Raw genomic sequence first — 24316 nt, forward strand, 5'->3', positions numbered from 1 at the left:
GCCTCCTGACGGCCCGCCCGGCCGCCAGGAGGCCGGGCGGTCAGGACTGCTTGCCGAGCCCCTGGAAGCGGCTGTCGATGAAGTCGCCCCAGGTGGCGTTCAGCGACATCAGCTCGCCGTCCACCATCTTCCACTGGCGGGCCTTGTGCTGCGGGTAGGCGAAGAGCACCGACGACAGGCGTTCGTAGCCGGCGGGCATCGGCTTGGTGTGCACCCGGTGCGTGGACGGCCGGAACCGCCCGTCGGAGGCGCTGGTGAGCATCCGGCCGATGTTGCACAGCACGACGTCGGTCCCGGCGATCACCGGCTCGACCCAGGTGCCGTCGTGCAGCACGTACTGCAGGCCCTGGTCGGACGGGGGCAGCTGGAGGCCGAGCATCTGGATGCCGGAGTGCTCGTGGGCCAGCACCTCGCGGTCGCCGACGTCCCGGTAGTGGATCACTCGCAGGTTCGTCGCGTCGTGCGAGAGGTCCAGCTCGGGCGTGCCGGGCGGCATCATGCCCCGGACGACCTCGCCGAAGAGCGAGATCAGCCGGAAGGCGATGTCGAACACCTCGGCGGCGCGGGTGCCGAACGCCGGGAAGGCCCGCAGCACGTCACCCGCCCCGGGCGGCTGGTCGCCGATCATGGCCCCGCTGACGTGGATGAACTCCTTCGGGTCGGGCACGCCGTTGGCCAGGCGCGGGATCTCCGAGTTGTACGGGAAGAACCCGTGCGTGCCGCCGACGGCGAGCTGCGGGACGACGTCGTAGGCGTAGTCGGACAGGCTCGGCCCGGTCGCCCGGCAGGCCGCGGCGAACTCGTTCATCATGGCCTCGACGCGCTCGCCGATGCCGGGCACCTCCGCGGCCATGAAACCCCATCCGGTCAGCTGCGACCTGATGGCGTCGGTGGCGGCGGCCATGTCGGCCTCGATGTCATGCAGCCTGACGACGGGGGCGCGGCCGCTGAGTTCCATGAGAGGGACGTCCATTGTCACTCCGTTTCTCGATGACCGTTCGGGGATGGTTCGTCGTACGTGCTACGTGCCGGTGCTGCTCAGGTGGCGCGGGGTGCGGGCGGCGGGGTCGAGGCCGAGACGCTGGGCGACCAGGGCGACCTCGGTGCGGTTGGAGCAGTTGAACTTGACGAGCAGGTTCGAGATGTGGCGCTTGACGCCGTGGATGGAGATGCCCATCGAGCGGGCGATCTGGTGGTTGCTCATGCCGCGCAGCAGCAGCGCCAGCACCATGTGCTCGCGCTCGGTCAGGCGGCCGGGCAGGTCGGGTCCGCCCCTGGACGGGACGGGCGCGTCGCCGCGCAGCAGCCGATCGAAGGTGCCCGACAAGCCGGCGACATTGATCTCGTCCCACAGCAGGCAACCGGCCAGCCCGTACCGCTGGGCGACGCAGGGGGCGAGCTCCTCCCCCTGACGCACCATGGCCAGGATCTGCGGGCGGGCCCGGCGGGGGCGCCCGCCGAGCACGTCCGGCAGGACGGCGAGCGGGATCACCGCCACGTCGAAGTCCTCCCCGGCCAGCAGCAGCCGGGCCTCCGCGCAGCTGCGCACGACCGCGACCCCGGCCACGTTCGACACCTTCATCAGCAGCGGCGGGAGCCCGTAGAAGGAGACCTCGTCCTCGGCGAGCCAGAAGACGGACAGCCTGGTGCACCTCGCCCGGAGGCTGGAAGGGGAGGCCGGGATCGGCTGGGCGGCCTCCAGCGTGATGGCACTCATCGCATGATCCTCTCTGCGTCGGCGAACGGCGGTCGGTCGGTACGCGGCGGCGGCTCACTCAGTCGCGGCGTCTCACCAGGTGGAAGGAGAAGTCGGTGCCCCTGTGGTAGTCCTGCGAATACAGCACCGGCCGTCCGGCGCTGTCGTGGTGGGTCTGGAGGAGCAGCAGCCAGGCGCCGCCGTCCTCGTGGGTGCCGATGCGCTCGGCCTGGGCGTGGCTGAGGGTCACCGCCCGGACCTGGGCGACGGCGTAGGCGATGGTGTGGCCGTGCTCGGTGAGGAGCTGGAACAGCGAGCCGGTCCAGTCCACCTCGTCCATGGGGCGGCCGATGAGCGAGCGCGGGAACAGGTCGATGGAGTACAGCAGCGCGTCGTCCCGGTGCCGGCGCAGGCGTTCCAGCCGGACGATGGCCTCGCCGGGCGGCAGTTGCAGCAGCTCGCGCTGGTGGCGGTCCGGCTCGGTGGCCACGACGTCGAGGACGGTGTTGTCGGCCGTGAACCCGCGGCTGGCCAGCATCTCGGTGACGCCTTCGAGGCGGGTCAGCGGCCGGTCCAGGCTCGGCTGCGAGGTGAGGTAGCGGCCGTCGCCGTGCCTGGCCTGGATGAGCCCTTCCTGCTCCAGGAGCTTGAACGCCTCCCTGATGCTGGTGCGCCCGACGTCGAACAGGGTCATGAGCTCGTTCTCGGACGGCAGCCTGTCACCGGGGCGCAGCCCCTGCTCGACGATCAGGGCGTGCAGCCGGTCACGGATCTGGATGGCCAGGGTGGGATGACGTCGTGTCACGCGGTTCTCTCCTGCACGGACGGACCGCGGAGCGGGGCGATGCCGAGCTCGGCGGCCGATGGGTAGCTGGGGGCACAGAACCGGCGCGTGACCGAGACGGTCGCCACCTGGCAGGCGAGCCGGACGCCGCGCACCAGGCCCGTGCCGGCGCAGAGGGCGGCCGCCAGGGCGCCGGTGAAGGCGTCACCCGCGCCGGTGGTGTCCACAACGCGCACGCTGGGGACGTCGATCAGCATAGTGCCGCCGTCGTCGGCGATCTCGGCGCCGTGCTCGCCGCGGGTGACGACGACGGTGCGTCCCCTGGTCCTGCCGCGCAGGTCGTCCAGGTCGCCGGGGGTCTCGCCGGCCAGCGCGGCCAGCTCGCCCTCGTTGAGCACCAGCACGTCGGCGCGGGCCAGCAGCTCCTTCCCGGTGCCCTCCAGGAACGGTCCCGCCGGGCTCGGATTGAGCAGGACGCGCACGCCCGGCGGGGCCGCCGTCGCGGCGGCGTACGAGATCTCCAGCGGGATCTCCCCCTGCAGCACGAGCACGGACCCGGTGGGCAGGCCGGCGGCGACGGCGGCCGCCTGGGCGGGCGGCAGCAGGTCGGCGGCCCCCGGCCAGGTCATGACCAGCTGCCCGCCGGCCGCGTCGACGTAGACGAAGCTGCGCCCGGTCGCGACGCCGACGGCCGTGGTGCACTCGCCGACCTCGATGCCCTCGGCGCGCAGCTCGGCCAGCGCCACCGGCCGGGCGGCGTCGTCGCCGAGGCAGCCGACGAAGCGGGCGGCGGCGCCCAGCCGGGCCGCGGCGACCGCCACGTTCGCGGCCTTGCCGCCGTGCGCGGTGGCGTAGTCGGCGGCGTTGACGCTCTCGCCCGGCTCCGGCAGGCGGTCGCCGAACATGTAGAGGTCGACGATGTAGGCCCCGATCGCGACGACGGTCACGAGCCCAGCCCCAGGGCGCAGGGCGCGATGCTGTCGGCGTCGACGGTCACCCGCACGTCGGGGTGGTGGTGCGCGAAGGTCACCGGGAGCAGCACGTCCGGCTCGGTGGTGAGCAGCAGCACCCGGACGATGTACCGCTTCCAGGCGCCGCCGTCGGTGATCAGGTGCAGCCGGCGGGCGGAGAGGATCTCCGACATGCCGACGGTGATCGCCATCCGCGGGATCGCCTGCGTGTAGCCGCCGGTCACCCGGTGGGAGTGCGCCACGATCGTGTCGTCGAGCAGCGGGACGACGCGCGTGGTCGAGGCGGCGAACTCCGCGGCGGTGTACTGGTGCCAGCGCGTGGACGGCGGCTCGTTGAAGGCCAGGTGCCCCCGGTAGCCGAAGCCCGCGTAGCAGGTGTCGGCCCCGCCCTCGCCGCGCAGGCGCGCGCCGAACGCGTCGGGGTCGAACACGTCGGGGAAGACGACGTTCCCCGGGTGGGGCCGCAGGTCGGGGTCGAGGAGCTGGTAGAGGTTGCGATCGCAGTAGCCGCGGAAGCTGAAGGGGTGCGAGGGGTCCACCGGCCGGCCCTGCCAGTCGAGGAACTCGTCCATGTGGAAGGCGAACACGTCGGCCCAGCTGATGCGCTCCTCGTTGCAGATGCGCGCCAGGATCGGGTACTGCGCCTTCGGGCCCACGGGCAGGATCCAGCGGGTGGGCTCGCCGCGCATGTTGCGGGCGCGTAACTCGTCGGCCATCTCCCGGGCCAGCCGGTAGTAGAGCTCGGTGGTGTCGGGGTAGACGGTCAGCGGGTGGCGGGCGATGGCCGCCAGTTCCTCGGCCGGCATGGACAACATCTCGTCGGTCAGCTCGGCCGACGTGCGGGGATAGGGGTAGTCGAGGTGCCTCGCGCTCGCGGTGGTCACGTCACTCCTCCTCACAAGCTGCGGGTTGCAGGAATCGGGACAGGACGTTCCGGGTGATTCGCCTGATGTCACCGTCACAGCAGGCGAGGCTGGTCACCCAGTTGACGGATCCGGCGGCGAACACCGCGCCGCCGGATCCGAGCAGTCGCAGGGTCATGTCGGCGCGTACGGCCTGCGCGCCCGAACCGGCCTCCTCGGTGGGGGGCCGGTAGTGGTGGCCGTGGCCGCCCGCGGAGGTCGCGAGCACCAGGGTGTCCGGCGGGGTGCCGAGCTCGGGCGCGGCCCGGTCGATCTCGTCCCCCGCCGCCCCGCCGAGCGCGAGACCGCAGCAGCCCACCGGGTCGGTCCCGACGCCCTCGAACACCCAGGACGCCTCCTCCCGGTGGCTGTCGGGCAGGCGGGTGTAGCCGGGGGCGGGCCCCCAGCCCTGGGCGGCGAAGCCGACGCCGAGCAGCTCCTGCGGCGCCAGGCCGCGGTGCCGCCAGAGACCGCCGGGCTCGCCGGTGGAGGTCAGCACGTCCTCGCCGGGCTCGTCGTCCCACCAGTCGCCGACGTGGCCGCGGCGGACCTCGATGGCGTGCGGGTGCCTCGGGTCGACGCCGGTCACCCAGTAGAACCCGTTGCCGCCCAGGTACATGAGCCGGCCGCCGCCGGACACGTACGCGGCGAAGGCCGCGCGTTCGGGGGCGGTGACGTACTCGGGGTGGCTGCCGGTCAGGACGACGCGGTAGGCGGACAGCAGGTCGGCGCCGCCTTCGTGCACGTCCTCGTCGGCCAGCACGTCGAAGGCGAAGCCCGCCGCGCGCAGCCAGCGCAGCAGCAGCAGGTCGGCGGCGAAGTGGCGCGGCGCGCCGGTCATCCACCAGCGGTAGTCGGGGGTGAGGTTGAGCACCGGGCGGCGTCTGGAGGAGTGGGTGACGTGGCCGCCCTCGCGCCGCTGGTCGTACAGGGACAGGCCGAGTTCGCGGTGCTCGTTGAGGTAGGCGTCCACCGGGGAGAGCGTGATCACACGGTCGGTGACCTGCCGGTAGTCGCCGAAGTACTCGGCCTCGCTGGACTGCCGGTGGTTGGCGTAGGCGAGGTAGGTGAAGGTGGGCAGGACGACCGCGACGGGGCTCCTGCGCGCCGCGTCCGGGCGCGCCACCACCGGCAGCACGCACGACTGCCCCCGGGTCCGCAGGCGGACGCCGAGCACGGTGGAACGGGCGTCCGGCGGGACGGTCAGCTCGCACGTCACCGGCCAGCGGGCGTCGTCGAGGTCCTCCGGGCTGACCTGGAGCGCGGTGCGGGCGTCGCCGCCCGGCCCGAGGAGCCCGGCCAGCGGCCGGTTGACGGCGCTCGCGTGGTGCCCGTTGCCGCTGACGTCCGGGACGACGGGCGCGCCGGGGCCGGCGGACGGGTCCCACAGGGCCAGCAGCTCGGGACCGAGGTGTTTGACCAGCTCGGGGCCAGTGGTCAGGTCGGTCAGCGGAACGCGGCCGGGCATGGCGAGCGGGCCTTCGGTCAGCATGGGCAGGGCGATCCGGCCCGCGTACGGATGCTCGTCGCCCGCCCCGATCAGCAGCTCGCCCGACGGGGACGGCAGCGGCAGGCGGGCCCGCCCGGCGCTCACCCCCGTGGTGCGGAAGTCGTTCAGATGCAGCACGGTCATCAGCGGCGCCGCCTCCCACGCCACGGCCAGCAGCGACCACTCCCCCGCCGGGACGGCCGAGCGCAGCCGGCAGCCCATGCTCCCCGACGGCGTCAGCACGGTCGCCTCTGGCCGGCCCTCCTCGTCGAGCGCGAGCAGCAGCCGCCATCCGGCGGCGCCCAGCCGGGCCACGACCTGGCGCGGCCCGAGCCGCTTCGGCCGGATCCAGAGGACGAGGCCGCCCCTGGCGGGCGTCGGCACCGAGGCCGCCTCCAGCCGGGAGCCGGGCCGCAGGGGCCGCGGCGCGATCGTCACCGGCACGGCCGGGGTCAGGTCGCTCTCCCGGACGAGGTCCACGAGGGTGACGTCGGCGTCCCCGTCCGGGCCGGAGGCGTACACGGCCAGCGGCTCCCCGGGCGCCGCGGACCAGCGGTCGGCGTACCCCATCAGGCGGGGTTCCCGGTCGACGGCCATCACGCGTCTCCTCGCCGGTAGGGGATGCCGACGTAGGCCGGCATGCGGAGCCGTTGGGCGACCGTGACCAGCACCAGCAGCGTGGTGAGGTACGGCGTGGCGTACACGAGCTGGGTGGGGACCGAGTCGGTGCCCTGGAAGACCGCGAAGGCGGCGGCGCCGAGCAGCGCCAGCGTCGCGGCCGGGCGCAGCCGCGTGCGGGCGAGCGCGACCGCCGCGACCCAGGCCAGCACGGCCCCGAGCAGCAGCAGCACGTGCACCGCGCTCGCCTGGCGCAGTTGCAGCGCGTCGGCGTAGCCGAACAGCAGCGCCCCCGCCGCCGTGCCGGACGGCCGCCAGTTGCCGAAGATCATGGCGGCCAGCCCGATGAAGCCCCGGCCGCCGGTCTGGCCCTCGCGGTAGACCGTCGAGGAGACGGTGACCAGGTAGGCCCCGCCGAGCCCGGCCAGCCCGCCGGAGACCAGCACGCCGTAGTACCGCATCCGCAGCACCGGGACCCCGAGCGAGTCCGCCGCCGCCGGGTGCTCGCCCGCCGACCGCAGCCGCAGCCCGAACGCGGTACGCCACAGCAGCACGAAGCTCAGCGGTACCAGCGCGACGGCGACCACGGTGAGCAGCGAGACCTCGTGCAGGAAGCCCCGCACGATCCCGGCGAGGTCGGACACCAGGAAGAACCGGCCGCGCTCCAGCGCGCCGAGCAGGTCGGCCGTGCCCCCGCCGCCCGCCAGCACGGGCACGCTGACCGTGCCGATCGCCCCGCTCACCGGCGGCGACTGGGTGGCCCCCGCCCCCGGCAGGCCGCTGAAGGCGATGACCGACATGAACCGGGCCACGCCCACCGCCAGGATGTTGATCGCGATGCCGCACACCACCTGGTCGACCCCGAAGGTGACGGTGACGACCGCGTGCAGCAGCCCGGCCGCGACCCCGCCGAGCGTGCCGGCCAGCACCCCGGCCCAGACGCCGAACCCGTACCCGGCCCAGGCTCCGCAGACCGTGCCGATGATCATCATGCCCTCGATGCCGAGGTTGGCGACGCCCGCGCGCTCGCTCCACAGGCCGCTCAGCCCGGCGAGCCCGATCGGGACCGCCAGCCGCAGCGCCGCCCCCACGACGCCCGACCCGGTGAGCTCGTCGGCGCCGGTGAACACCCTGACCACCGACATCGCCAGCAGCAGGACGAGCGCGGCCCGCCACCACCGGTACCGTCCCGCGCTCATGCGGACGGCTCCAGCGCCGGGGACGCCTTCTCCCGTACGAGCCGCTCGGCCCGCCGGCGTTCCATCCGCCGCGCCACCTCGTAGGCCACCACGACGCTGAGCACGATGACGCCCTGCATGATCGTGACGATCTCCTTGGGGATGCCTTCGATGTCGAGGATCAGCGCCGACCGTTCCAGGAACCCGAAGAGCAGGGCGGCCAGCGCGATGCCCGCGGGCGTGTTGCGGCCGAGCAGGGCCACGGCGATCCCGGTGAAGCCCGCGCCGGAGGGGAAGTCCATGCCGTACCGGTAGGTCTGGCCCAGCAGGTCGGGCAGCCCGGCCAGGCCCGCCAGGCCGCCGGACAGCACCATCGTGACGAGGATCATCCGGCGCGGGTCGATGCCCTGGACGCGCGCCGCCACCGGGTTCAGGCCGCCGGCCCTCAGCTCGTAGCCGTAGCGGGTGCGGGTGAGCAGCACGTGCACCGCCACCCCGAGCACGACCGCGCCCAGCGTGGCCGAGCCGAGCTGGTCGCCCGACGGCAGCGTGAGCTGCGGCAGCCGGGCCGACGGCGGCAGCTCCCGCGTCGAGCCCGAGGTGCTGCCGGCGGCGAAGACCTCGGCCAGCAGGTAGGCGACGACGGCGGTGGCGACGTAGTTCAGCAGCAGCGTGGACAGCACCTCGGAGACCCCGCGCCACACCTTGAGCACCGCGGCGATCCCCGCCCACAGGGCTCCGGCCAGCACGGCGACCAGGCAGACGAACGCCAGGTGCAGCGGGCCGGGCAGCGACACGGCCGCCCCGGCGACCGCCGCGAACAGCGCGGCCACGTGGTACTGGCCCTCGACCCCGATGTTGAACAGCTTCATCCGGAAGGTGACGGCCACGGCGAGGGCGGCGAAGAAGTAGACGGCCGCCCGGTTCACCGCGGAGACGAGCGAGTCCGGCCGGACCCCGAACTCCAGCATCGTCAGGTACGTCCGCCCCGGCGCGGCCCCCACCGCGGCCAGCAGCGCGGTGGCGACCGTGAGCGCGATCAGCAGCGCGAGCGCCGGGACGGCGAGCACGCCCAGCGCTTCCCGGCCCGCCGCCCGCGCCCGGCTCACCGGCTCTCCGCCGGCCTGGCGGGCACCTTGATCTCGCCCGAGACGATCCGCTTGCGCAGCTCCTCCAGCCGCGGCTGGATGTCGGCCAGCTCGCCGCCGCTGGTGGCGTAGCCGACCCCGCCCTCCTTGAGCCCGAACTCGCGCACCCCGGCGATCGGCCGCCCCGCCACCGCGTCCCGGACGATGCTCAGCACCGCGACGTCGAGCTGCTTGGTGGCGCTGGTCAGGATCACCCCGGCGAGCCCGGGATCGACCGTCTTGCGCTGGTCGACGTCGACGCCGATCGCCCACTTGCCGGCCGCCTTGGCCGCCTGGAAGACGCCGAGCCCGGACGCCCCGGCGGCGTGGTAGACGACGTCGGCGCCGCCGTCGTACATGCCGCGGGCCGCCTCCTGGGCCTTGTCGGGGGCGGAGAAGCCGCTGAAGTCGGGCGGCTGGGACATGAACACGCTGGAGAGCTGGATGCCGGGTTTCACCGCGCGGGCGCCGGCCGCGTACCCGGCGAGGAACTTCTCCTGCGGCGGCGTCTGCACCCCGCCGACGAAGCCGATCTTCCCGCTGGCGGACTTGAGCGCGGCCGCCGCCCCGACCAGGTAGCTGGCCTGCTCCTCGCGGAACACCACGTTGGTGACGTTGGGCAGCTTCACGGTGGCGTCGTCGATGATGACGAACTGGGTGCGGGGGAAGGCGGGGGCGACCTTGGCCAGCGGCTGGGCGTAGAAGAAGCCGACGGCCAGCACCGGGTTGTGACCGGTCTGGGCCAGCAGCCGCAGGATCTCCTCCAGGTCGGACCCGGCGGCGTTGGGGCTGAGCTCCTTGGCCGAGACGCCCAGCTCGGCCTTCGCGCGGTCGACGCCGGCCCCCACCGAGTCGTTGAAGGATCTGTCACCGCGCCCGCCGCGGCTGAAGGCCACGCCGACCGAGGTGGCGCCCTTCTTCCCGGCGGCGGGACCGACGGCGCCGCAGGCGGCCAGCGAGCACAACACCGCGAGGACTGCGAGGACGCGGACGAGCACAGGGGCAACGGCTAATCGGGGCACTGGGGCACCTCTCAGACGGGACGCCCGCGCCCGGCGCGGGCCCTGGCGGCCTGCCTCCGCAGGCCGATCCTGGCCGGTGCGTTCCCGGCTCCAGCGACCATCATGAATAGTCGTCAGACAAGCGTCAATACTTCTCTGAGAAATCGGCCGTGGCGTGCCGTTCCAGCCACGCGGCCACCCCGTCGTCGTCGTTGGAGGCGGTCACCTCGCCCACCGCGCCGAGCACGGCGGGATGGGCGTTGGCCACCGCCACCGCGGTTCCGGCCCAGGTCAGCATGGGGAGGTCGTTCGGCATGTCGCCGAAGGCGATCACGTCGGCGCTGCCCAGGCCGAGCCTGGACGCCATCGACTCCAGGGCCGCGGCCTTGGTCACGCCGGAGCGCATGACCTCGCAGAACACGTCGGCCGAGATGGTGACCTCGCAGCCGGTCAGCAGCCCGCGCACGGTCTCGTAGTACTGGCGGGCGGCGCCTTCGAGCTGGACCATGAGCTTGCCGACGTCGTGCCGGTCGATCTCGTGCTCCAGGCGGGGCACCCGGCGCGCGTCGCGGGCCAGCGGCTCGGGCAGGTGGAAGGCGTCCTCCAGGAGCAGTTCGAGGCGGCACTCGGCGCCCAGGCGCACGCCGGGGAACCGGTCGCGCAGCAGCGCCAGCGTCGCGGCGAGCGGCTGCCGGTCCAGCGGGCGGTAGTCGACCACCTCCTCGCCGCCGAAGTCGTAGGTGATCGAGCCGTTCCCGCAGACGGCGACGGCCGCGTGGTCCAGGGCCGCGGCCACCGGACGGGTGTCGCGGACCGGCCGCGCGGTCGCGATGACGAACACGTGCCCGGCGGCGCGGGCCCGGCGCACGGCGGTCCTGGTGCGCTCGGAGACCTGGCCGCGGGAGTCCAGGAGCGTCCCGTCGAGGTCGCACACGATCATCCGGCGGCTCACGGCGTGACGTCCTTCCCGACGCGCGACTCGATGACGTCGAGCGCCCCGGCGGCCAGGATGCCGCCGATGGTCTCGGCCAGGCCGCGCCGGGCCGCCAGCCCCTGCACGACCACCAGGCTCTCCGTCAGGCCGGTGCCGGCCCGCCAGGACCGCTCCGGCATCGCCCCGGCCACCCGCGGCAGGTCGCGCGCGGTGGTGCGCACGGTCAGCAGCACGTGGGCCGCTCCCCCGTCGACCGAGGTCAGCAGCCGCGCGACCCGCTGGATCGCGGCGCGCCTGCGGGCGTCCCGCCAGGCGGCGGGGCTCGCGACGACCTGCGGGAAGCAGGTGCGCAGCGTGGCGACGACCCGCAGGTCGTGCTCGTCCAGGGCGGAGCCGGGGCCGTCGGTCTCGATGACGGCGTCGGCCAGCTCGGGGACCTTGGCCTCCGTGGCGCCGAACGACGGGACGATCCGCACCGGCAGCGGCACGCTCTGGAAGAACTGCCGGGAGATCTTCGGGAAGCCGGTCGCGATCCGGGCCCCGGCGGGCAGGCCGGCGGCGTCCACGACGGGATGCCCGGAGGGGACGGCGAGCACCAGCCGCCAGGGCGGCACGCACCCGCTCGCCTCGACCAGCTCGACCTTCGCGCCGGTCTCCTCGATCCAGTCGGTGCCGGTCACGCCGAAGTCGAAGACGCCTCTCTCCACGGCGAGCGGGATCTCGCGCGGCTTGTGGAAGGCCACCTCGACGCCGCCGTCGTAGGCGATGCTCGCCCGGTAGCTGCGCTCGGACGGCCGGCGCACCTCCAGCCCGGCCGCGGCGAACAGGTCGAGGACGGGACGCTCCAGGAACGTGCCCTTGGGCAGCGCGAGCGAGACCATGCAGTCCTCCTCGGAACAGGGGGACCGGCCCCCGGCGACTGGGCGTGCGGCGCGCACCGGCAAGCGTTCCCGTCCGGCCGGGCGGGGGCAAGTGAACGATGGTGGTGGCCGAAGGTTGACTTCGATTCCTGACCAGTGTTCGCGATGATGGAAAAGGGGGGTTCACGGGAGAGGAAACGACGAGTGTCCACATGCCTGACCCTCCTGCCCGCCGTCGACGTGCGCGGCGGACGGGCCGTCCGCCTGCTGCGCGGCGAGTCCGGATCCGAGACCTGGTACGGCGACCCGCTCGACGCGGCGCTGGCCTGGCAGGACGCGGGCGCCGACTGGGTGCACCTGGTGGACCTGGACGCCGCCTTCGGCACCGGCTCGAACCGGGCGCGGATCGCCGAGGTCGTCGGCGCCCTGGACATCCCGGTCGAGCTGTGCGGCGGCGTGCGCGACGACGCGAGCCTGGCGGCGGCGCTGGCCACCGGCTGCGGCCGGGTGGTGCTCGGCACCGGCGCGCTGGAGCGTCCGGCGTGGGTGGCGGAGGTCATCGCCCGGCACGGCGACCGGGTGGCCGTCGAGCTGGACGTCTGGGGCACCACCGTACGCAGCCACGGCTGGACCCGCGACGCCGGCGAGCTGTACGAGACCCTGGCCCGCCTCGACGCGGCCGGCTGCGCCCGGTACGTCGTCACCGACATCGCCAGGGACGGCACCCTCGGCGGCCCCAACCTGAAGCTGCTGCGCGACGTCTGCGCCGCCACCGGCCGGCCCGTCGTGGCCTCCGGCGGCATCTCCAGCCTGGACGACCTGCGCGCCGTCTCCTCCCTGACCCCGCTGGGCGTCGAGGGCGTGGTCGTGGGCAAGGCGCTGTACGCCGGCCGGTTCACCCTGCGACAGGCCCTGGACGCGGTACGCAAACCGGAGCTCTAGACCGGCCGCATGGCCAGCGCGCGCAGGGCCAGCTCGACCATGCCCGAGCCGGGCGACTCGGCGGCCAGGCGGCGCAGGGCGTCGCCGTCCAGCCAGCGGGCCTCGTCGAACTTGTCCTGCTCGATCGCGGGCCGGGTCAGGTCGCCCTCGACCGTGGCCAGCACGTCGATCTCGCGGCGCAGGCCGCCGTCGCCGCCGGTCCAGTCGAAGACGTCCACCAGGCCGCCCACCCGCAGCAGCCGCCAGCCGGTCTCCTCCGCGATCTCCCTGGCCAGCGCCGCGCACAGCGTCTCACCCCGCTCGACGTGCCCGCCGACGATGTCCCAGCAGCCGGGGAAGAGCCGCACGTGGGCCGCCCGCCGTTGCAGGAACACCTCGCCGAGCGGGTTGATCAGCACGGCGCCGACCACGCAGCGCACGCCCGTGGCGGACGCCTCCCGCTGGATCGGCTCGAACTCCGCCGGATGGGGGGCGCAGGTCATGCGGTCTCCTGGTGCGCGTAGTAGGTGGCGTAGAGCGCGGCGAACGGGCCGTCGCGGCGCAGCAGCTCGTCGAACCGGCCCTGCTCGGCGATCTCGCCGCCGTGCAGCACGAGGACGCGGTCGGCGCGCCGGATGGTGGACAGCCGGTGGGCGATCACCACGACCGTGCGGCCCGCGCACAGCCGGGCCAGCGCGTCCTGGATGCCGCGTTCGGTCAGCGGGTCGACGCTGGCGGTCGGCTCGTCCAGCAGCAGGATGTCCGGCTCGCGGACGAACATCCTGGCCAGGGCGATGAGCTGCCGCTGCCCGACCGACACGCCCTGCCCGCCGGCGGCCAGGCGGTCGTCCAGGGACATCGGCATGCTGCGGTCCCACACGCGGTGGCCGATCCGCTCGACGGCCCGGACGACGTCGTCACGGCCGGCACCGGGGCGGCCGTAGGCGATGTTCTCGGCGAGCGTGCCGGCGAAGACGAACGGGTGCTGCGGGACGACGCCCACCCGCCGCCGGTAGGCCCGCAGGTCCAGGGTGCGGATGTCGCGGCCGTCCACCAGCAGCTCGCCGCCCTGGAAGTCGTAGGCGCGGGCGATCAGCTTGGCCAGCGTGGACTTGCCGCCGCCGGTGTGGCCGACGACCGCCACCGTCTCGCGGGCGGCGAGGCGCACGTCGAAGTCGCGGAACACGGCGGCGCCCGAGCCGTACCTGAAGTGCAGGCCGCGCGCCTCGATCGCGCCGGTCAGCTCGGTCACCGGCTCATTGCCGCTCTGGACGACGGCGTGGTCGCTGTCGATCAGCGCGAACACCCGCTCGGCGGCGGCCAGCCCCTGCTGGAACAGGCTCCAGAACGAGGCGGCCTGGGTGACCGGCTGCCAGAGCATGCCGAGCGCCTGGAGGGCGAAGTACCACTCGCCCGCCGAGAGCCTGCCGATCGCGGCGAACCGCCCGCCCTGGTACAGCACGACCGCCGTGGCCAGGCCCGCCAGCAGCGTCAGCACCGGCAGGATGACCGCGTAGATGAGGCCCTGCCGGACGTAGACCCGGTAGGACAGCCGGTTGACGTCGTCGAAGTCGTCGTGGACGGCCCGCTCGCGGCCGAAGCTCTTGGCGACCGCGATGCCCAGCATGGTCTCGTGCACGTTCGCGTTGACCTTGGCCATCACCCGCCGCGTGGCCGCCGCCGCCGTGCGGGCCACCCGGCGGAAGGCCAGGGCGGTGCCCAGCAGGAACGGCAGCGCCGCCAGGATGACCAGGCCGAGGCCGGGGTCGATCCAGAACACCACGCCGCCGAGCAGCACCACCAGGAAGAGCTGGCTGATCAGGTTGAGGGTGAGGGTGAGCACCGAGCCGAAGCCCTCGGTGTCGCCGGTGACCCGGCTGAGCACCTTGCCGACCGAGTTCTCGTCGTAGAAGGCGACGTCCTTGGCGAGCGCGGCGTCGGCGGCCTCGCACTGCAGCCGGTAGACCATGCCGCCCACCAGCCGCGCGGTGATCGCCTGGCGGGCCCAGTTCATCGCCCAGGCCAGCACCGCCGCCGCGACCACGAACAGGCACAGCAGCAGGCCGGGGCCGCTGCCGCCGCCGGCCTGGTCGATCAGGCGGGAGACGACGATCGGCACGGAGGCGGTCAGCAGCACCGAGCCCGCGACGAGCAGGGCCGAGCCGATCATGCCGGCGCGGTGGGCGCGCAGCTGCCGCAGGATGCGGGCCAGCAGGCGGCGGTTGCCGTACACGCGGTCGTAGGCGTCGGCGTGCAGGCCCGCGAACAGGTCGCTCACGGGCGCCGCCGATCCTGGGCGTCAGCCACTGTAGATCTCCCGGTAGAGCGCGCAGCGCGCCATCAGTTCGTCGTGCGAGCCCTGGTCGACGACCCGGCCGCCGTCCAGCAGCAGGATGAGGTCGGCGCGGCGGATCTGGCCGGGGCGGTGCGAGACCAGCACCGTCGTGCGGCCCGCCGTCGCGCGCTCGATCGCCTCGGTGATCGCCGATTCGGTACGGGCGTCCACGGCGCTGGTCGCGTCGTCGAGGGTGAGGATGCGCGGCTCGGTCAGCAGGGCCCTGGCGATGGCCAGCCGCTGCCGCTGCCCGCCGGACAACGTCGTGCCGCCCTCGTTGAGCACGGTGGCGTAGCCGTCGGCCATCCCCTGGACGAACTCGTCCGCGCACGCCTGCTTGGCGACGCGCAGGACGTCCTCGTACCCGGCGGCGTGCGGGGCGCCGAAGGCGATGTTGTCCAGCACGCTCTTGGAGAACAGGAAGATCTCCTGGTCCACGTGGCCGATCTGGCGGCGCAGCGCGCCGGGCTCCCACTCGCGCACGTCACGTCCGTCGATCAGCACCCGGCCCTCGGTGGCGTCGTACATGCGGTTGACCAGTTTGATCAGCATGCTCTTGCCGCTGCCGGTGGGGCCGACGACGGCGAGGGTGCGGCCGGCGGGCAGGTGGAAGGAGACCTCGCGCAGGATGTCGCGGCCCTCGTGGCGCAGCGACACCCGGTCGAAGGTGATCGTGCCATCGACGGCGGCCGTGCCACCGCGGGTGTCCTCGCGCTCGCCGGGGGCGCCGTCGATGATCTGCCGCATGCGGGCGGCGGCCGCGAAGCCCTCCTGGATGACCGGCACGGCCTGCTCGGACATGGTGACGGGCTGCGCGAACAGCAGCAGCCAGCCGAGGTAGGTCACCACCTGGGACAGCGCCAGCTCCCCCTGCGAGTAGAGGTAGAGCGAGTGCAGGGAGCCGGTCACCATGGCGAGGGCGAAGCTCAGCGCGGGCAGGTAGACCGCCTGCGCCCGGCCGCGCCGGACGAAGGCGTCCCGGTAGGCGGCGGCGGCCGATCTCAGGGCGTGCCGCTCGAGGTCCTCCTGCGTGGCGGCCTTGACGGTGGCGATGCCCGACAGCGTGGTGGAGAAGCGCTCGTTGAGGTCGGCGAAGGTCTCGCGGGTGCGCATGACCAGCGGGTAGAGCCGGCGCAGGTGGTAGCGCAGCGCGTAGGCGAACACCAGGACCAGCACGCCGGGGGCCAGCAGCAGCCGCGGGTCCAGCGAGGCGATGAACAGGATCGGCACCAGCAGGGCCAGCACGCCGTTGGCGGCGGTGGCGGCACCGGGGCTGAGCATGTAGTCGACGAGTCTGGCGTCGTTGATGGCGCGGGCCAGGATGTCGCCGATGCGCTGCTGGTCGTGGAAGGCCATGCGCTTGGTCAGCAGGCTGCGGTACAGCTCGTCGCGCACGTCCCGCTTGACGCGCTGGGCGACGACCTCCATCGAGCCGTTCGACAGCAGGTCGGCGACGAACCGGCCGGCCGCCAGCAGCGCGGCCGCCAGCGCCGCCACCCCGACCGCGCCGAGGTCGTGGCGGGGGCCGGTGGCCTCGGCGAACGCCGCGCCGATCTGCACGGGGACGAGCGTGGAGCACAGGCTCGCCGCCGCGGCGGCCACGGTGAACAGCAGCAGCGACGGCCGGTGCCGGCGCAGGTGACCGGCGATCCACCGGCCCACCCCCCGCGACCCGGCCGGATCCCGTGCGGCGGCCGGATCAGGTGACCCGGCCGGATCCCGCGACGCGACCGGCCGCCCGCCCGCGGCCGGTCGCGCCCGCTCGGTCATTCCTCCCCCTCCTCGTCGGCGGCCCGGCCTAGGCCGAGGCCCGGACGGACCCGGTCAGCAGGCCGAGGCCGTTCGTCGCGGCGGTGTTGAGCTCGGCCATCACCCGGTCGCACAGGGCGGAGGCGGCCAGCGCGTCGGAGACCGACGGCACGCCCTTGACCGGAGGACGGCCACCCGTCTGGGGCTCGGCCGACCGCTGCGCGCAGGCGTCCACGAACGCCTGGAGCTCCGGCCCGAAGCCGCTGCGCCCCCACCCGTGGTCCAGGTTGCGGGTGGCGTGCAGCTCCTGGCCGTACGGCACGCCGTCGGACAGTTCGAGCGTCACCCGTTCCAGCGACGGCGCGCTGTACCGGCTGCCGTCCATGCCCTGGACGGTGACGCCCACCATGAACCGCTTGACGTGGTTGCCCATGCGCAGCGTGGACAGCGAGCCGTCGTGGTGCCGCAGGAACAGGTTGATCTGGAACCGGTCGGCGTCGCCGGCGATGGCGTGCGCGTCCACCTGGACGACCGGCGACGGCACGAACCAGCGGGCCAGGTCGATGGCGTGCACCCCGTTGTGCCGGATCCACGCCTCCAGGGTGGTGTCCACCCCCCACTGCGGCGCGGACGGGTGGCGGCTGTAGAAGTCGATGGTCACCGAGCACGGCGTGGCCCGGATCTCCTCGCTCAGCTCGTGCAGCCGCTGCAGGGTCTCGGCGTAGCGGAAGTTGAAGCCCACCTGGACGTGCCGCCCGCTGCGCCGCACCACGTGCTCCAGGTCCTGGAGCGCGGGTGTGGACGGCCCGGCCGGCTTCTCGACGAAGCAGTCCACCCCGCGCTCGGCGAGCTGCCGGACCAGCAGGTAGGACGGCTCCGGCGGGACCGCCAGCACGGCGGCGTCCACCATCTCCAGGTCGAGCTCGTCCACCGAGGAGACGCAGGTCGCGCCGCCGGCCAGCGACTGCACGTCGGCGGCCAGCGACAGGTCGGGGTCGACGCAGGCCACGACCTGGTGGCCGCGGATGCGTTGCAGGAACGGGAACAGGTTCTGCTGCATCTGGCGGCCGCAGCCGACCAGGGCGAGGCGCAGGAGGTCAGCCACGGCCGGCCCCCGCGGGCGCGCTCCACGCCTCGAACGCCTGCCGCACCCGGTCGCGCAGGTCACCCCAGTCGATGTCGCGGTGGGCCAGGCACACGAAGGACGGATGCCCTTCGAGCAGCAGGATGCCGACCCCGGCCAGCTCGGCCAGCAGCGACTCGCGCCGCTCCTTGTCACCCAGCAGCCCCACGTCGTGGTAGACGAGCTCGAACATGCCGCCACCGAGCACCGGACGGGCGCCCACCAGGGCCTCGACCCCGGCGTCCGCGGCGGCCGCGGTGAAGGCGGCGGCCACCTGCGTGCCGATCCGGCCGAGCTCGGTCCAGCCCTCCGGCGAGTCGCCGACGGGCTTCTCCAGGATGTCGCGGGTGGCCAGCGCCGCGTAGACGGCGATCATCTCCTTGGAGAACGTGCCGCTCAGCCGGGCCTTCTCGGCCAGCGCGAGCAGGTCGGCGTCGCCGGCCAGGATGCTCAGCGGGGCGCCGTTGGCCAGCGCCTTGCCGATCACGATCAGGTCGGAGCCGAGGGCGTTGTCCTGGTCGTAGCCGAGGGGCGAGATCCGGCCGCCGGTCTTGGTCTCGTCGAAGACGGTGAGCAGGCCGGCCTCGCGGCACATGGCGACGGCCTGGCGCAGCACGTCGGCCGTGGTGAAGGAGGCCAGGTAGGCGTCGAAGACGAAGCAGCCGAGCCGGCCGCGGTGCCGCTCCAGCAGCTCGGCGAGGGATTCCAGGCGCAGGTCCACCCAGTTGGCCACCGGCTCGGACTCGCCGACGCCGCGCATGCCGTCGGTGTAGCGCAGCTTCTCCCGCAGCGGGGAGTGCAGCGGCTCGTGCCACTTGAGCGAGTCGGCGATCTGGGAGTCGTGCCAGCCGACGTAGCCGCTGCGGATGATGCCGAGCCGCCCGGTGCGCATCGCGGCCAGCCGGAAGGCGGCGGTGACCGCCTCGGAGGCGGTCTTGAAGAACGCGCCGCGGTCGCCGGGCCGCTCGCCGAGCAGCCGGTCGAGGTATTCCTGGTGGAACGTGGTGTAGCCCGGCAGCATGACTCCGTTGCCGAGATAACCACAGAGAATTTCGTTGAACTGGGCGTCCGCGTGACCGATTATCACTGGGCCATAACCCATGACGAAATCGATGTACGGCACGCCGTTCGCGTCGGACACCTCGCCCCGCCGCCCCCGCGAGAACAAGAGCTGCTGCCCCGCGGACCTGAACTTACGCGTGATCTTCGAGTGAGCTATGCGCTCATATTCCGACAACGATCCTCCCCCCATTGGGATTCTAATTAGGCTCGGGAATTTCAATTTCTGAAGACAGTACCGTCCGGTCGCCGGGACCCGTCAAGTACTCTTTCTTCCAGTGCTCCGGGCAAGGGCGGACGACATATCAAGACCGCGAGAGCCACGTCAAGTGCTCCTTTTTCCAGGGTCACGCCGCCTTGACAGCGAGGTGCCCGCAATATCAAGTTGTGTGGGCCATTGTCGGCGGATGGAGGCGACGTGGATAACGGATCAGATCCGGGAACTCCGGCCGGCCGGGGCGAGCCGGATATCGTCGGGCGCAGTAAGCGTCTGTGGCTGCTGCCCGAGGGGCGGTGCCTGGTGCAGATAATCCCCAGCCTGCGCAGTTTCACGTACCACCGCGATGAAATCGTCGAGCGCACCGGGCCGCTCCGGCTCGATTTCTACGAAAGGGCGGCGGCCCGGCTGGCCGACGCCGGCGTGCCGTGCGCGTTCCGGGAACGGGTCGCGGCCGACTCGTACGTGGCCGACTACTGCCCGGCGCCGCCGTTCGAGGTGATCGTCAAGAACCGGGCCACCGGATCGACCACCCGCAAGTACCCCGGCCTGTTCGAGGACGGCGCCCCGCTGCCGCGCCCGGTCGTGAAGTTCGACTACCGGACCGACCCCGAGGACCAGCCGATCGGCGAGGACTACCTGCGGGCGCTCGGCCTGCCGGTGGAGGAGATGCGCGAGCTGTCCCTCGCCGTCAACGACGTGCTGCGGTCCTGGCTGCGCCCGCTGGAGGTGTGGGACTTCTGCCTCATCTTCGGCCGGACGGCCGACGGCGGGCTGACCGTCATCTCCGAGATCTCCCAGGACTGCATGCGCCTGCGCCACCAGGACGGCTCCCCGCTGGACAAGGACCTGTTCCGGGACGGCGTGGCGGGCGAGGAGATCGTGAACCAGTGGAGCCGCGTCCTCGATGTCATCACATGAGAGCCCGGCCGCGCTGGTCACCGGCAGCAACCGGGGCAGCGGGCGGGCCATCGCCGAGGAGCTGCGCGAGCGCGGCTACCGCGTCTTCTCCCTGAACCGCTCGCTCGCGGGCGAGGACTGGCTCGGCGAGCACAGGTGCGACCTAGCGGACCCGGCGCAGATCGCGGAGGCGACCGCCCAGGTGCTCGGCGCGGCCGGCCGGCTCGACGTCTGCGTGTCCAACGCGGTGGACCGGGTGCTCGACCCGATCGCCGAGCTGCGCGCGGAGGACTGGGAGCGGCTGGTCGCGATCAACCTGAGCGCCTGCTTCCACCTGCTCAAAGCCGTCCTGCCGGCGTTGCGGGCCGCCGGCGGGATGTTCGTCGCCATGGGCAGCCACGCCGGGACGCGGTACTTCGAGGGCGGGGCCGCCTACAGCGCCACCAAGGCCGGGCTGAAGGCGCTGGTCGAGACGCTGCTGCTGGAGGAGCGCCGCAACGGGGTGCGCGCCTGCCTGGTCTCGCCGGGCGCCATCGCCAACCTCGACGGCGACGGCTCGCCGCACAAGATGAGCACCCGGTCGGTGGCCCGCTGCGTGGCCACCATCGTCGACTCCTGGCCGGACGACCTCGTGGTGGGCGAGATCGAGGTGCGGCCGTCGTGCCTGCCCGAACCGCCCGTCGTCGGCATCGACCGGCTGCTGCACGTGTGACCCCTGCGCCCCCACCGTCCCCGCCGCGCCCGTCAGGAGGAACCATGATCTCGCTCGCCCTGCCTAAGGGCTCGCTGGAGCGGCGGGCCCTGGAGCTGTTCGCGACCGCGGGGCTGCCCGTACGGCGGCGCTCGGAGCGCTCCTACCGCGGCACGGTGGACCACTCCGGCGTGTCGCACGTGGCCTTCTACAAGCCGCGCGAGATCCCCCTGGTCGTCGGGGACGGCACCTTCGACCTCGGGCTCACCGGCGCCGACTGGGTGGAGGAGACCGGGGCCGAGGTCGAGGTGGTGGAGTCGTTCGACTACTCCAGGAACACCGAACGGCCGTGGCGGCTGGTGCTCGCGGTGCCGTCCGGCCACCCCGCCCGCAGCGCCGCCGACCTCGACGACGGGGTCAGGGTGGCCACCGAGTACCCGAACATCGGCCGCCGCTTCTTCCGCGAGGCCGGACGCCGGGCCGAGGTGGTCGTGTCCTACGGCGCGACCGAGGCCAAGATCCCCGAGCTGGCCGACGCCATGATGGACGTCGTGGAGACCGGCCACTCGCTGCGCCAGAACGACCTGCGCGTCATCGAGACCGTGCGGACCTGCGGCGCGCAGCTCGTCGCCAACCCGGCCGCCTACGCCGACCCGGCCAGGCGCGGCGTGATCAGGAACGTCGCCCTGCTGCTGCGCGCCGCCTGGGTGGGCCCGGCCCACGTGCTGCTGACCGTGCGCGCCCCCGCCGACCGGCTGGCCGAGGTGGTGCCCGCGATGCCGGGCCAGTCGTGGCGCGCGGGGGCCGACCTCGCGGACGGGACCATGGTCGTGCTCCAGGGCGTCCTGCCCAGGCGGGAGGTGTCCGAGACGATCGACGCGCTGCTGTCGGCCGGGGCCGTCAACGTCACCGAGTCGGGCATCGGCATCTTCGCCACGGGGGAAGCGGGTTGATCGGCGCCGCCGGCATGGCGAAGATCGGACGTGGGAACCCTGGCCCGCGGAGCGCAGTGCGAAGGAGACTCATGGACCCCCGGTCGGCGGCAAAGATCACGGAGGCGTCCCCGCGGCGCTCCCCCTGGCTGACGATCCTGCTCGTCTACGTCGGCGGGGTCGTCGGCGCGATGAGCCTCGGCAAGTTCTCCTCGGTCGGGCCCGCGATGGCGGCCCAGCTCGGGCTGTCGCTGTCGGAGCTGGGCTGGGTGATCTCGGCGGTGGTCGGCGTCGGGGCCGCGGTCGGCCTGCCGGCGGGCTATCTCGTCCGCCGGTTCGGCACCGGGCGGTCGCTGGTCACCGGGCTGGTCCTGATCGCGGCGGCGGGCGCGGCGAGCATGGCGGCGAACGACTTCGCCTGGCTGCTCGTCGCCCGCGGCGTCGAGGGCGTCGGCTACGTCCTGGTCACCATCTCCTGCCCGGCGCTGATCCTGCGCCTGGCCCACGAGCGCGACCGGGGCACCGCCCTGTCGGTCTGGGCGACGTTCGTCCCGGTCGGGCTGGGGGCCAGCACGCTGGCCGGCGGCGCGGCCGGCGACGCGCTGGGGTGGCGCGGCTGGACCGGCCTGATCGCCGGGCTGACGCTGCTGGTCGCCGCGGTGACGTGGGCGCGGCTGCCGCGCGGCGGCGCGGCGCAGGCGGCCGGTCCGGTGCCCCGGGCGCGGGCGCTGACCTGGCCGGGCGTGCTGGCCGCGGCCTTCTGCCTGACCGCGCTGGTGACCATCCCGGTGATCGTGCTGCTGCCCACGCTGCTCATCGAGCAGTACGGCCGCTCGGCCGCCGCCGCGGGCGCGCTCACCTCGGGTGTCTCGCTGCTTGGCGTGGCCGGCGGGCTGGCGGTGGGCATCCTGCTGCGCAGGGGCGTACGGGTCGGCGTGCTGGCCCTGTCCGGCTTCCTCGTCGTGCCGGCCGCCTGGATCCTGTACGCCGGCGGCTCCGCCGGGGGCGCGCTCACCGGCGCGGGCGTCATCTCCATGGAGAACGGCTTCCTCGGCGCCCTGGTCTTCGCCGCGCTCCCCCTCATCCTGGAGCGCCTCGACCACGCCGACGTCGGCAACGGCGTCATCGCCCAGGCCGGCAGCCTCGGCTCCCTGCTCGGTCCCCCGCTGTTCGGCCTGGTGGCCGGCGAGCTCGGCTATCGGGCCCTGATCCCCGTCATCGCCGTCGGCATCGTCGCCGCCGTCGGCGCCCTGCTGCTGATCGGCCGGCGGGCGGCCCGTCCGCTCCCAGCCGCCGACTGACCCGGCGAAGGGGCCGGGAACCCATCGCGGAGTACGCAGGAAGGTGCGACATGCGCGGACACGACCCGCTCGACGACACCGAACAGGCCCTGCTGCCCGCCCCGGCCCGGGGCCTGGCGGTCGCGCTGCTGCTGATCGCCGTGGCGGGCGTGTCGATGGTGCTGGTGTTCGGGCCGGGCGCGCAGCAGCCGGGGCCTCCGGCGGCGCCGGCCGCGCCCGCCGGGGTGCCGCCCGCCCAGTCGATCCTGCGGCTGTTCCTCGCCGTGGCGGTCATCGGCGGGCTGGCCTCGCTGGGCGGCGTCCTGGCACGCCGGGCGGGCCAGCCGTCCGTGGTGGGGCAGATGGTGGCCGGGCTGCTGCTCGGGCCGTCCGCGCTGGGCTCGCTGGCGCCGGGGGTGTCCGCGCTGATCCTGCCCGGCTGGGTCGCGCCCCAGCTCGAACTGCTGGCCCAGGCCGGGCTGGCGGTCTTCATGTTCACGGTGGGGCGGGAGTTCGACCCGGCCGCCCTCGGCCGGCAGCGCGTGGTCGTGGGGGTCGCCGCGCTGGCGATGACGGCCGTGCCGTTCGCCCTGGGAGCGGTCGCGGCGGTCCCGTTCGCCGGCGCGCTCGCCGGGCCGTCGGCGTCGGGCACGGCGTTCGTCCTGTTCGCCGGGACGGCGTTGAGCGTCACCGCGTTCCCCGTGCTGGCCAGGATCCTCCAGGAGGCCGGGCTGACCGTCACCCGGCTGGGCTCGCTGGCGATCCTGTGCGCGGGGCTGGCCGACGTGCTCGCCTGGTGCGCGCTGGCCGCGGTGATCGCCCTCGCGCACGCCGGCTCCCCGGCGGGCGTGCTGACCTCGCTGGGGCTGGCCGCCGCCCTGGTCCTCGCCGTGACCCTCGTCGTACGCCCCGCGCTCGCCGCCCTGGCGGCCCGGCACGCCGCCCGCCGGCTGCCCGCTCCGGCCGCGCTCGCGCTGGTCCTGGGCCTGATCTTCGCCCTGGCGGCGGCGACCGACGCCATCGGCGTGCACGCCATCTTCGGCGCCCTGCTGGCCGGGGTGGCCTTCCCGCGCGACGCCCCCGTGCTGGGCGCGGTGCCCGAACGCCTGGGCTCGCTCAACCGCGCGATGTTGCTGCCGGTGTTCTTCGCCTCGATCGGGCTGCGCACCGACGTGCATCTGGCGTTCGGTCATCCGGTGGTGCTGCTGGGCGGGGCGGTGCTGCTGGCGGCCGCGGTCCTCGGCAAGCTGGGCGCGGCCGGGGTGATCGCCTGGGCGGGCGGCATGCCGGGGCGCCTCGCGCTCGGGCTCGGCGTGCTCATGAACGCCCGCGGCGTCACCGAGATCGTCGTGCTCAGCACCGGGCTCGGCATGGGACTGATCGCGCCCGGCACGTTCACGGTGCTCGTGCTGATGGCCCTGATCACCACCATGATGACCGCGCCGGCCCTGCGCCGCCTCGGCCTCTACGCCCCGGCCAGGACCGGACCGCGGACGCCGCAACCGGCCTGAGCCCGTCGCGGCGTCCTCCTGGCAGGGCCCTCATGGTG

22 protein-coding genes are annotated in these 24316 nt (G+C 73.8%); 6 read left to right on the top strand and 16 right to left on the bottom strand.

Features of this window, described 5'->3' with window-relative positions:
* Positions 1–40: 40 nt before the first annotated feature.
* The 11 genes from AB0J46_RS02325 to hisG (AB0J46_RS02375) form a co-directional block, all read right to left on the bottom strand.
* A complete protein-coding gene (locus tag AB0J46_RS02325) occupies positions 41–973 on the bottom strand; it encodes a 2OG-Fe(II) oxygenase family protein (RefSeq protein ID WP_357970778.1) in 933 nt (310 codons plus the stop codon).
* Between the two features lie 48 nt (positions 974–1021).
* Entirely contained in the window at positions 1022–1717 is a 696-nt protein-coding gene (locus AB0J46_RS02330; RefSeq protein WP_364325258.1) for a LuxR C-terminal-related transcriptional regulator, read from the bottom strand.
* A gap of 58 nt (positions 1718–1775) precedes the next feature.
* Positions 1776–2501 (bottom strand): GntR family transcriptional regulator, encoded by a 726-nt coding sequence (locus tag AB0J46_RS02335; RefSeq protein WP_352323225.1) that lies wholly within the window; start codon positions 2499–2501, stop codon positions 1776–1778.
* Complete coding sequence (locus AB0J46_RS02340; protein ID WP_364325262.1) at positions 2498–3427, bottom strand: PfkB family carbohydrate kinase; 930 nt, start codon at positions 3425–3427, stop codon at positions 2498–2500. The genes AB0J46_RS02335 and AB0J46_RS02340 overlap by 4 nt, the downstream gene beginning before the upstream one ends.
* A complete protein-coding gene (locus AB0J46_RS02345; protein ID WP_364325265.1) occupies positions 3424–4335 on the bottom strand; it encodes a hypothetical protein in 912 nt (303 codons plus the stop codon). Before AB0J46_RS02345 ends, AB0J46_RS02340 begins: the two co-directional genes overlap by 4 nt.
* Position 4336: 1 nt before the next feature.
* A complete protein-coding gene (locus AB0J46_RS02350) occupies positions 4337–6439 on the bottom strand; it encodes a N,N-dimethylformamidase beta subunit family domain-containing protein (protein WP_364325268.1) in 2103 nt (700 codons plus the stop codon).
* Positions 6439–7659, bottom strand: coding sequence for an ABC transporter permease (locus AB0J46_RS02355; RefSeq protein WP_364325271.1), 1221 nt, complete (start codon positions 7657–7659; stop codon positions 6439–6441). The genes AB0J46_RS02350 and AB0J46_RS02355 overlap by 1 nt, the downstream gene beginning before the upstream one ends.
* Entirely contained in the window at positions 7656–8747 is a 1092-nt protein-coding gene (locus tag AB0J46_RS02360; RefSeq protein WP_364325274.1) for an ABC transporter permease, read from the bottom strand. The genes AB0J46_RS02355 and AB0J46_RS02360 overlap by 4 nt, the downstream gene beginning before the upstream one ends.
* Positions 8744–9763 carry a BMP family ABC transporter substrate-binding protein gene (locus tag AB0J46_RS02365; protein WP_364325277.1) on the bottom strand — a complete coding sequence of 340 codons (1020 nt, stop codon included), beginning with the start codon at positions 9761–9763 and terminating at the stop codon, positions 8744–8746. Before AB0J46_RS02365 ends, AB0J46_RS02360 begins: the two co-directional genes overlap by 4 nt.
* Before the next feature lie 148 nt (positions 9764–9911).
* Positions 9912–10718, bottom strand: a complete 807-nt coding sequence (locus AB0J46_RS02370; protein ID WP_352349628.1) for an HAD family hydrolase — start codon at positions 10716–10718, stop codon at positions 9912–9914.
* A complete protein-coding gene (hisG, locus tag AB0J46_RS02375; protein WP_364325280.1) occupies positions 10715–11581 on the bottom strand; it encodes an ATP phosphoribosyltransferase in 867 nt (288 codons plus the stop codon). Before hisG (AB0J46_RS02375) ends, AB0J46_RS02370 begins: the two co-directional genes overlap by 4 nt.
* Positions 11582–11764: 183 nt before the next feature.
* Here hisG (AB0J46_RS02375) and priA point away from each other — a divergent pair, with 183 nt between their 5' ends.
* A complete protein-coding gene (priA, locus tag AB0J46_RS02380; RefSeq protein ID WP_364325283.1) occupies positions 11765–12502 on the top strand; it encodes a bifunctional 1-(5-phosphoribosyl)-5-((5-phosphoribosylamino)methylideneamino)imidazole-4-carboxamide isomerase/phosphoribosylanthranilate isomerase PriA in 738 nt (245 codons plus the stop codon).
* Here the strand turns inward: priA and AB0J46_RS02385 are convergent.
* The 5 genes from AB0J46_RS02385 to AB0J46_RS02405 are packed head-to-tail and all read right to left on the bottom strand — an operon-like array spanning position 12499 to position 18829.
* Entirely contained in the window at positions 12499–12984 is a 486-nt protein-coding gene (locus tag AB0J46_RS02385) for an NUDIX domain-containing protein (protein WP_364325286.1), read from the bottom strand. The genes priA and AB0J46_RS02385 overlap by 4 nt on opposite strands.
* A complete protein-coding gene (locus AB0J46_RS02390) occupies positions 12981–14759 on the bottom strand; it encodes an ABC transporter ATP-binding protein (protein ID WP_364325289.1) in 1779 nt (592 codons plus the stop codon). Before AB0J46_RS02390 ends, AB0J46_RS02385 begins: the two co-directional genes overlap by 4 nt.
* A 21-nt stretch (positions 14760–14780) precedes the next feature.
* The gene (locus tag AB0J46_RS02395) at positions 14781–16586 is read right to left on the bottom strand and encodes an ABC transporter ATP-binding protein (protein ID WP_364325292.1); all 1806 of its coding nucleotides are present in this window, start codon (positions 16584–16586) and stop codon (positions 14781–14783) included.
* A 28-nt stretch (positions 16587–16614) separates the two neighbouring features.
* Positions 16615–17670 carry a Gfo/Idh/MocA family oxidoreductase gene (locus AB0J46_RS02400; protein WP_364325295.1) on the bottom strand — a complete coding sequence of 352 codons (1056 nt, stop codon included), beginning with the start codon at positions 17668–17670 and terminating at the stop codon, positions 16615–16617.
* Entirely contained in the window at positions 17663–18829 is a 1167-nt protein-coding gene (locus AB0J46_RS02405; RefSeq protein WP_364325298.1) for an aminotransferase class III-fold pyridoxal phosphate-dependent enzyme, read from the bottom strand. Before AB0J46_RS02405 ends, AB0J46_RS02400 begins: the two co-directional genes overlap by 8 nt.
* Before the next feature lie 336 nt (positions 18830–19165).
* Between AB0J46_RS02405 and AB0J46_RS02410 the strand changes: the two genes are divergently transcribed.
* The 5 genes from AB0J46_RS02410 to AB0J46_RS02430 all read left to right on the top strand — a co-directional run bounded on the left by AB0J46_RS02410 (position 19166) and on the right by AB0J46_RS02430 (position 24278).
* The gene (locus AB0J46_RS02410; RefSeq protein ID WP_364325301.1) at positions 19166–19885 is read left to right on the top strand and encodes a phosphoribosylaminoimidazolesuccinocarboxamide synthase; all 720 of its coding nucleotides are present in this window, start codon (positions 19166–19168) and stop codon (positions 19883–19885) included.
* Entirely contained in the window at positions 19872–20576 is a 705-nt protein-coding gene (locus tag AB0J46_RS02415; RefSeq protein WP_364325304.1) for an SDR family NAD(P)-dependent oxidoreductase, read from the top strand. The genes AB0J46_RS02410 and AB0J46_RS02415 overlap by 14 nt, the downstream gene beginning before the upstream one ends.
* 44 nt (positions 20577–20620) lie before the next feature.
* The gene (gene hisG / locus AB0J46_RS02420) at positions 20621–21508 is read left to right on the top strand and encodes an ATP phosphoribosyltransferase (protein WP_364325307.1); all 888 of its coding nucleotides are present in this window, start codon (positions 20621–20623) and stop codon (positions 21506–21508) included.
* A 71-nt stretch (positions 21509–21579) separates the two neighbouring features.
* The gene (locus tag AB0J46_RS02425; RefSeq protein ID WP_364325310.1) at positions 21580–22788 is read left to right on the top strand and encodes an MFS transporter; all 1209 of its coding nucleotides are present in this window, start codon (positions 21580–21582) and stop codon (positions 22786–22788) included.
* Positions 22789–22838: 50 nt separating this feature from the next.
* Positions 22839–24278, top strand: coding sequence for a cation:proton antiporter (locus AB0J46_RS02430; protein ID WP_364325312.1), 1440 nt, complete (start codon positions 22839–22841; stop codon positions 24276–24278).
* The last annotated feature ends 38 nt before the right edge of the window (positions 24279–24316 follow it).

It is taken from the genome of Nonomuraea sp. NPDC049758 (assembly GCF_040674635.1).
Lineage (GTDB): Bacteria > Actinomycetota > Actinomycetes > Streptosporangiales > Streptosporangiaceae > Nonomuraea.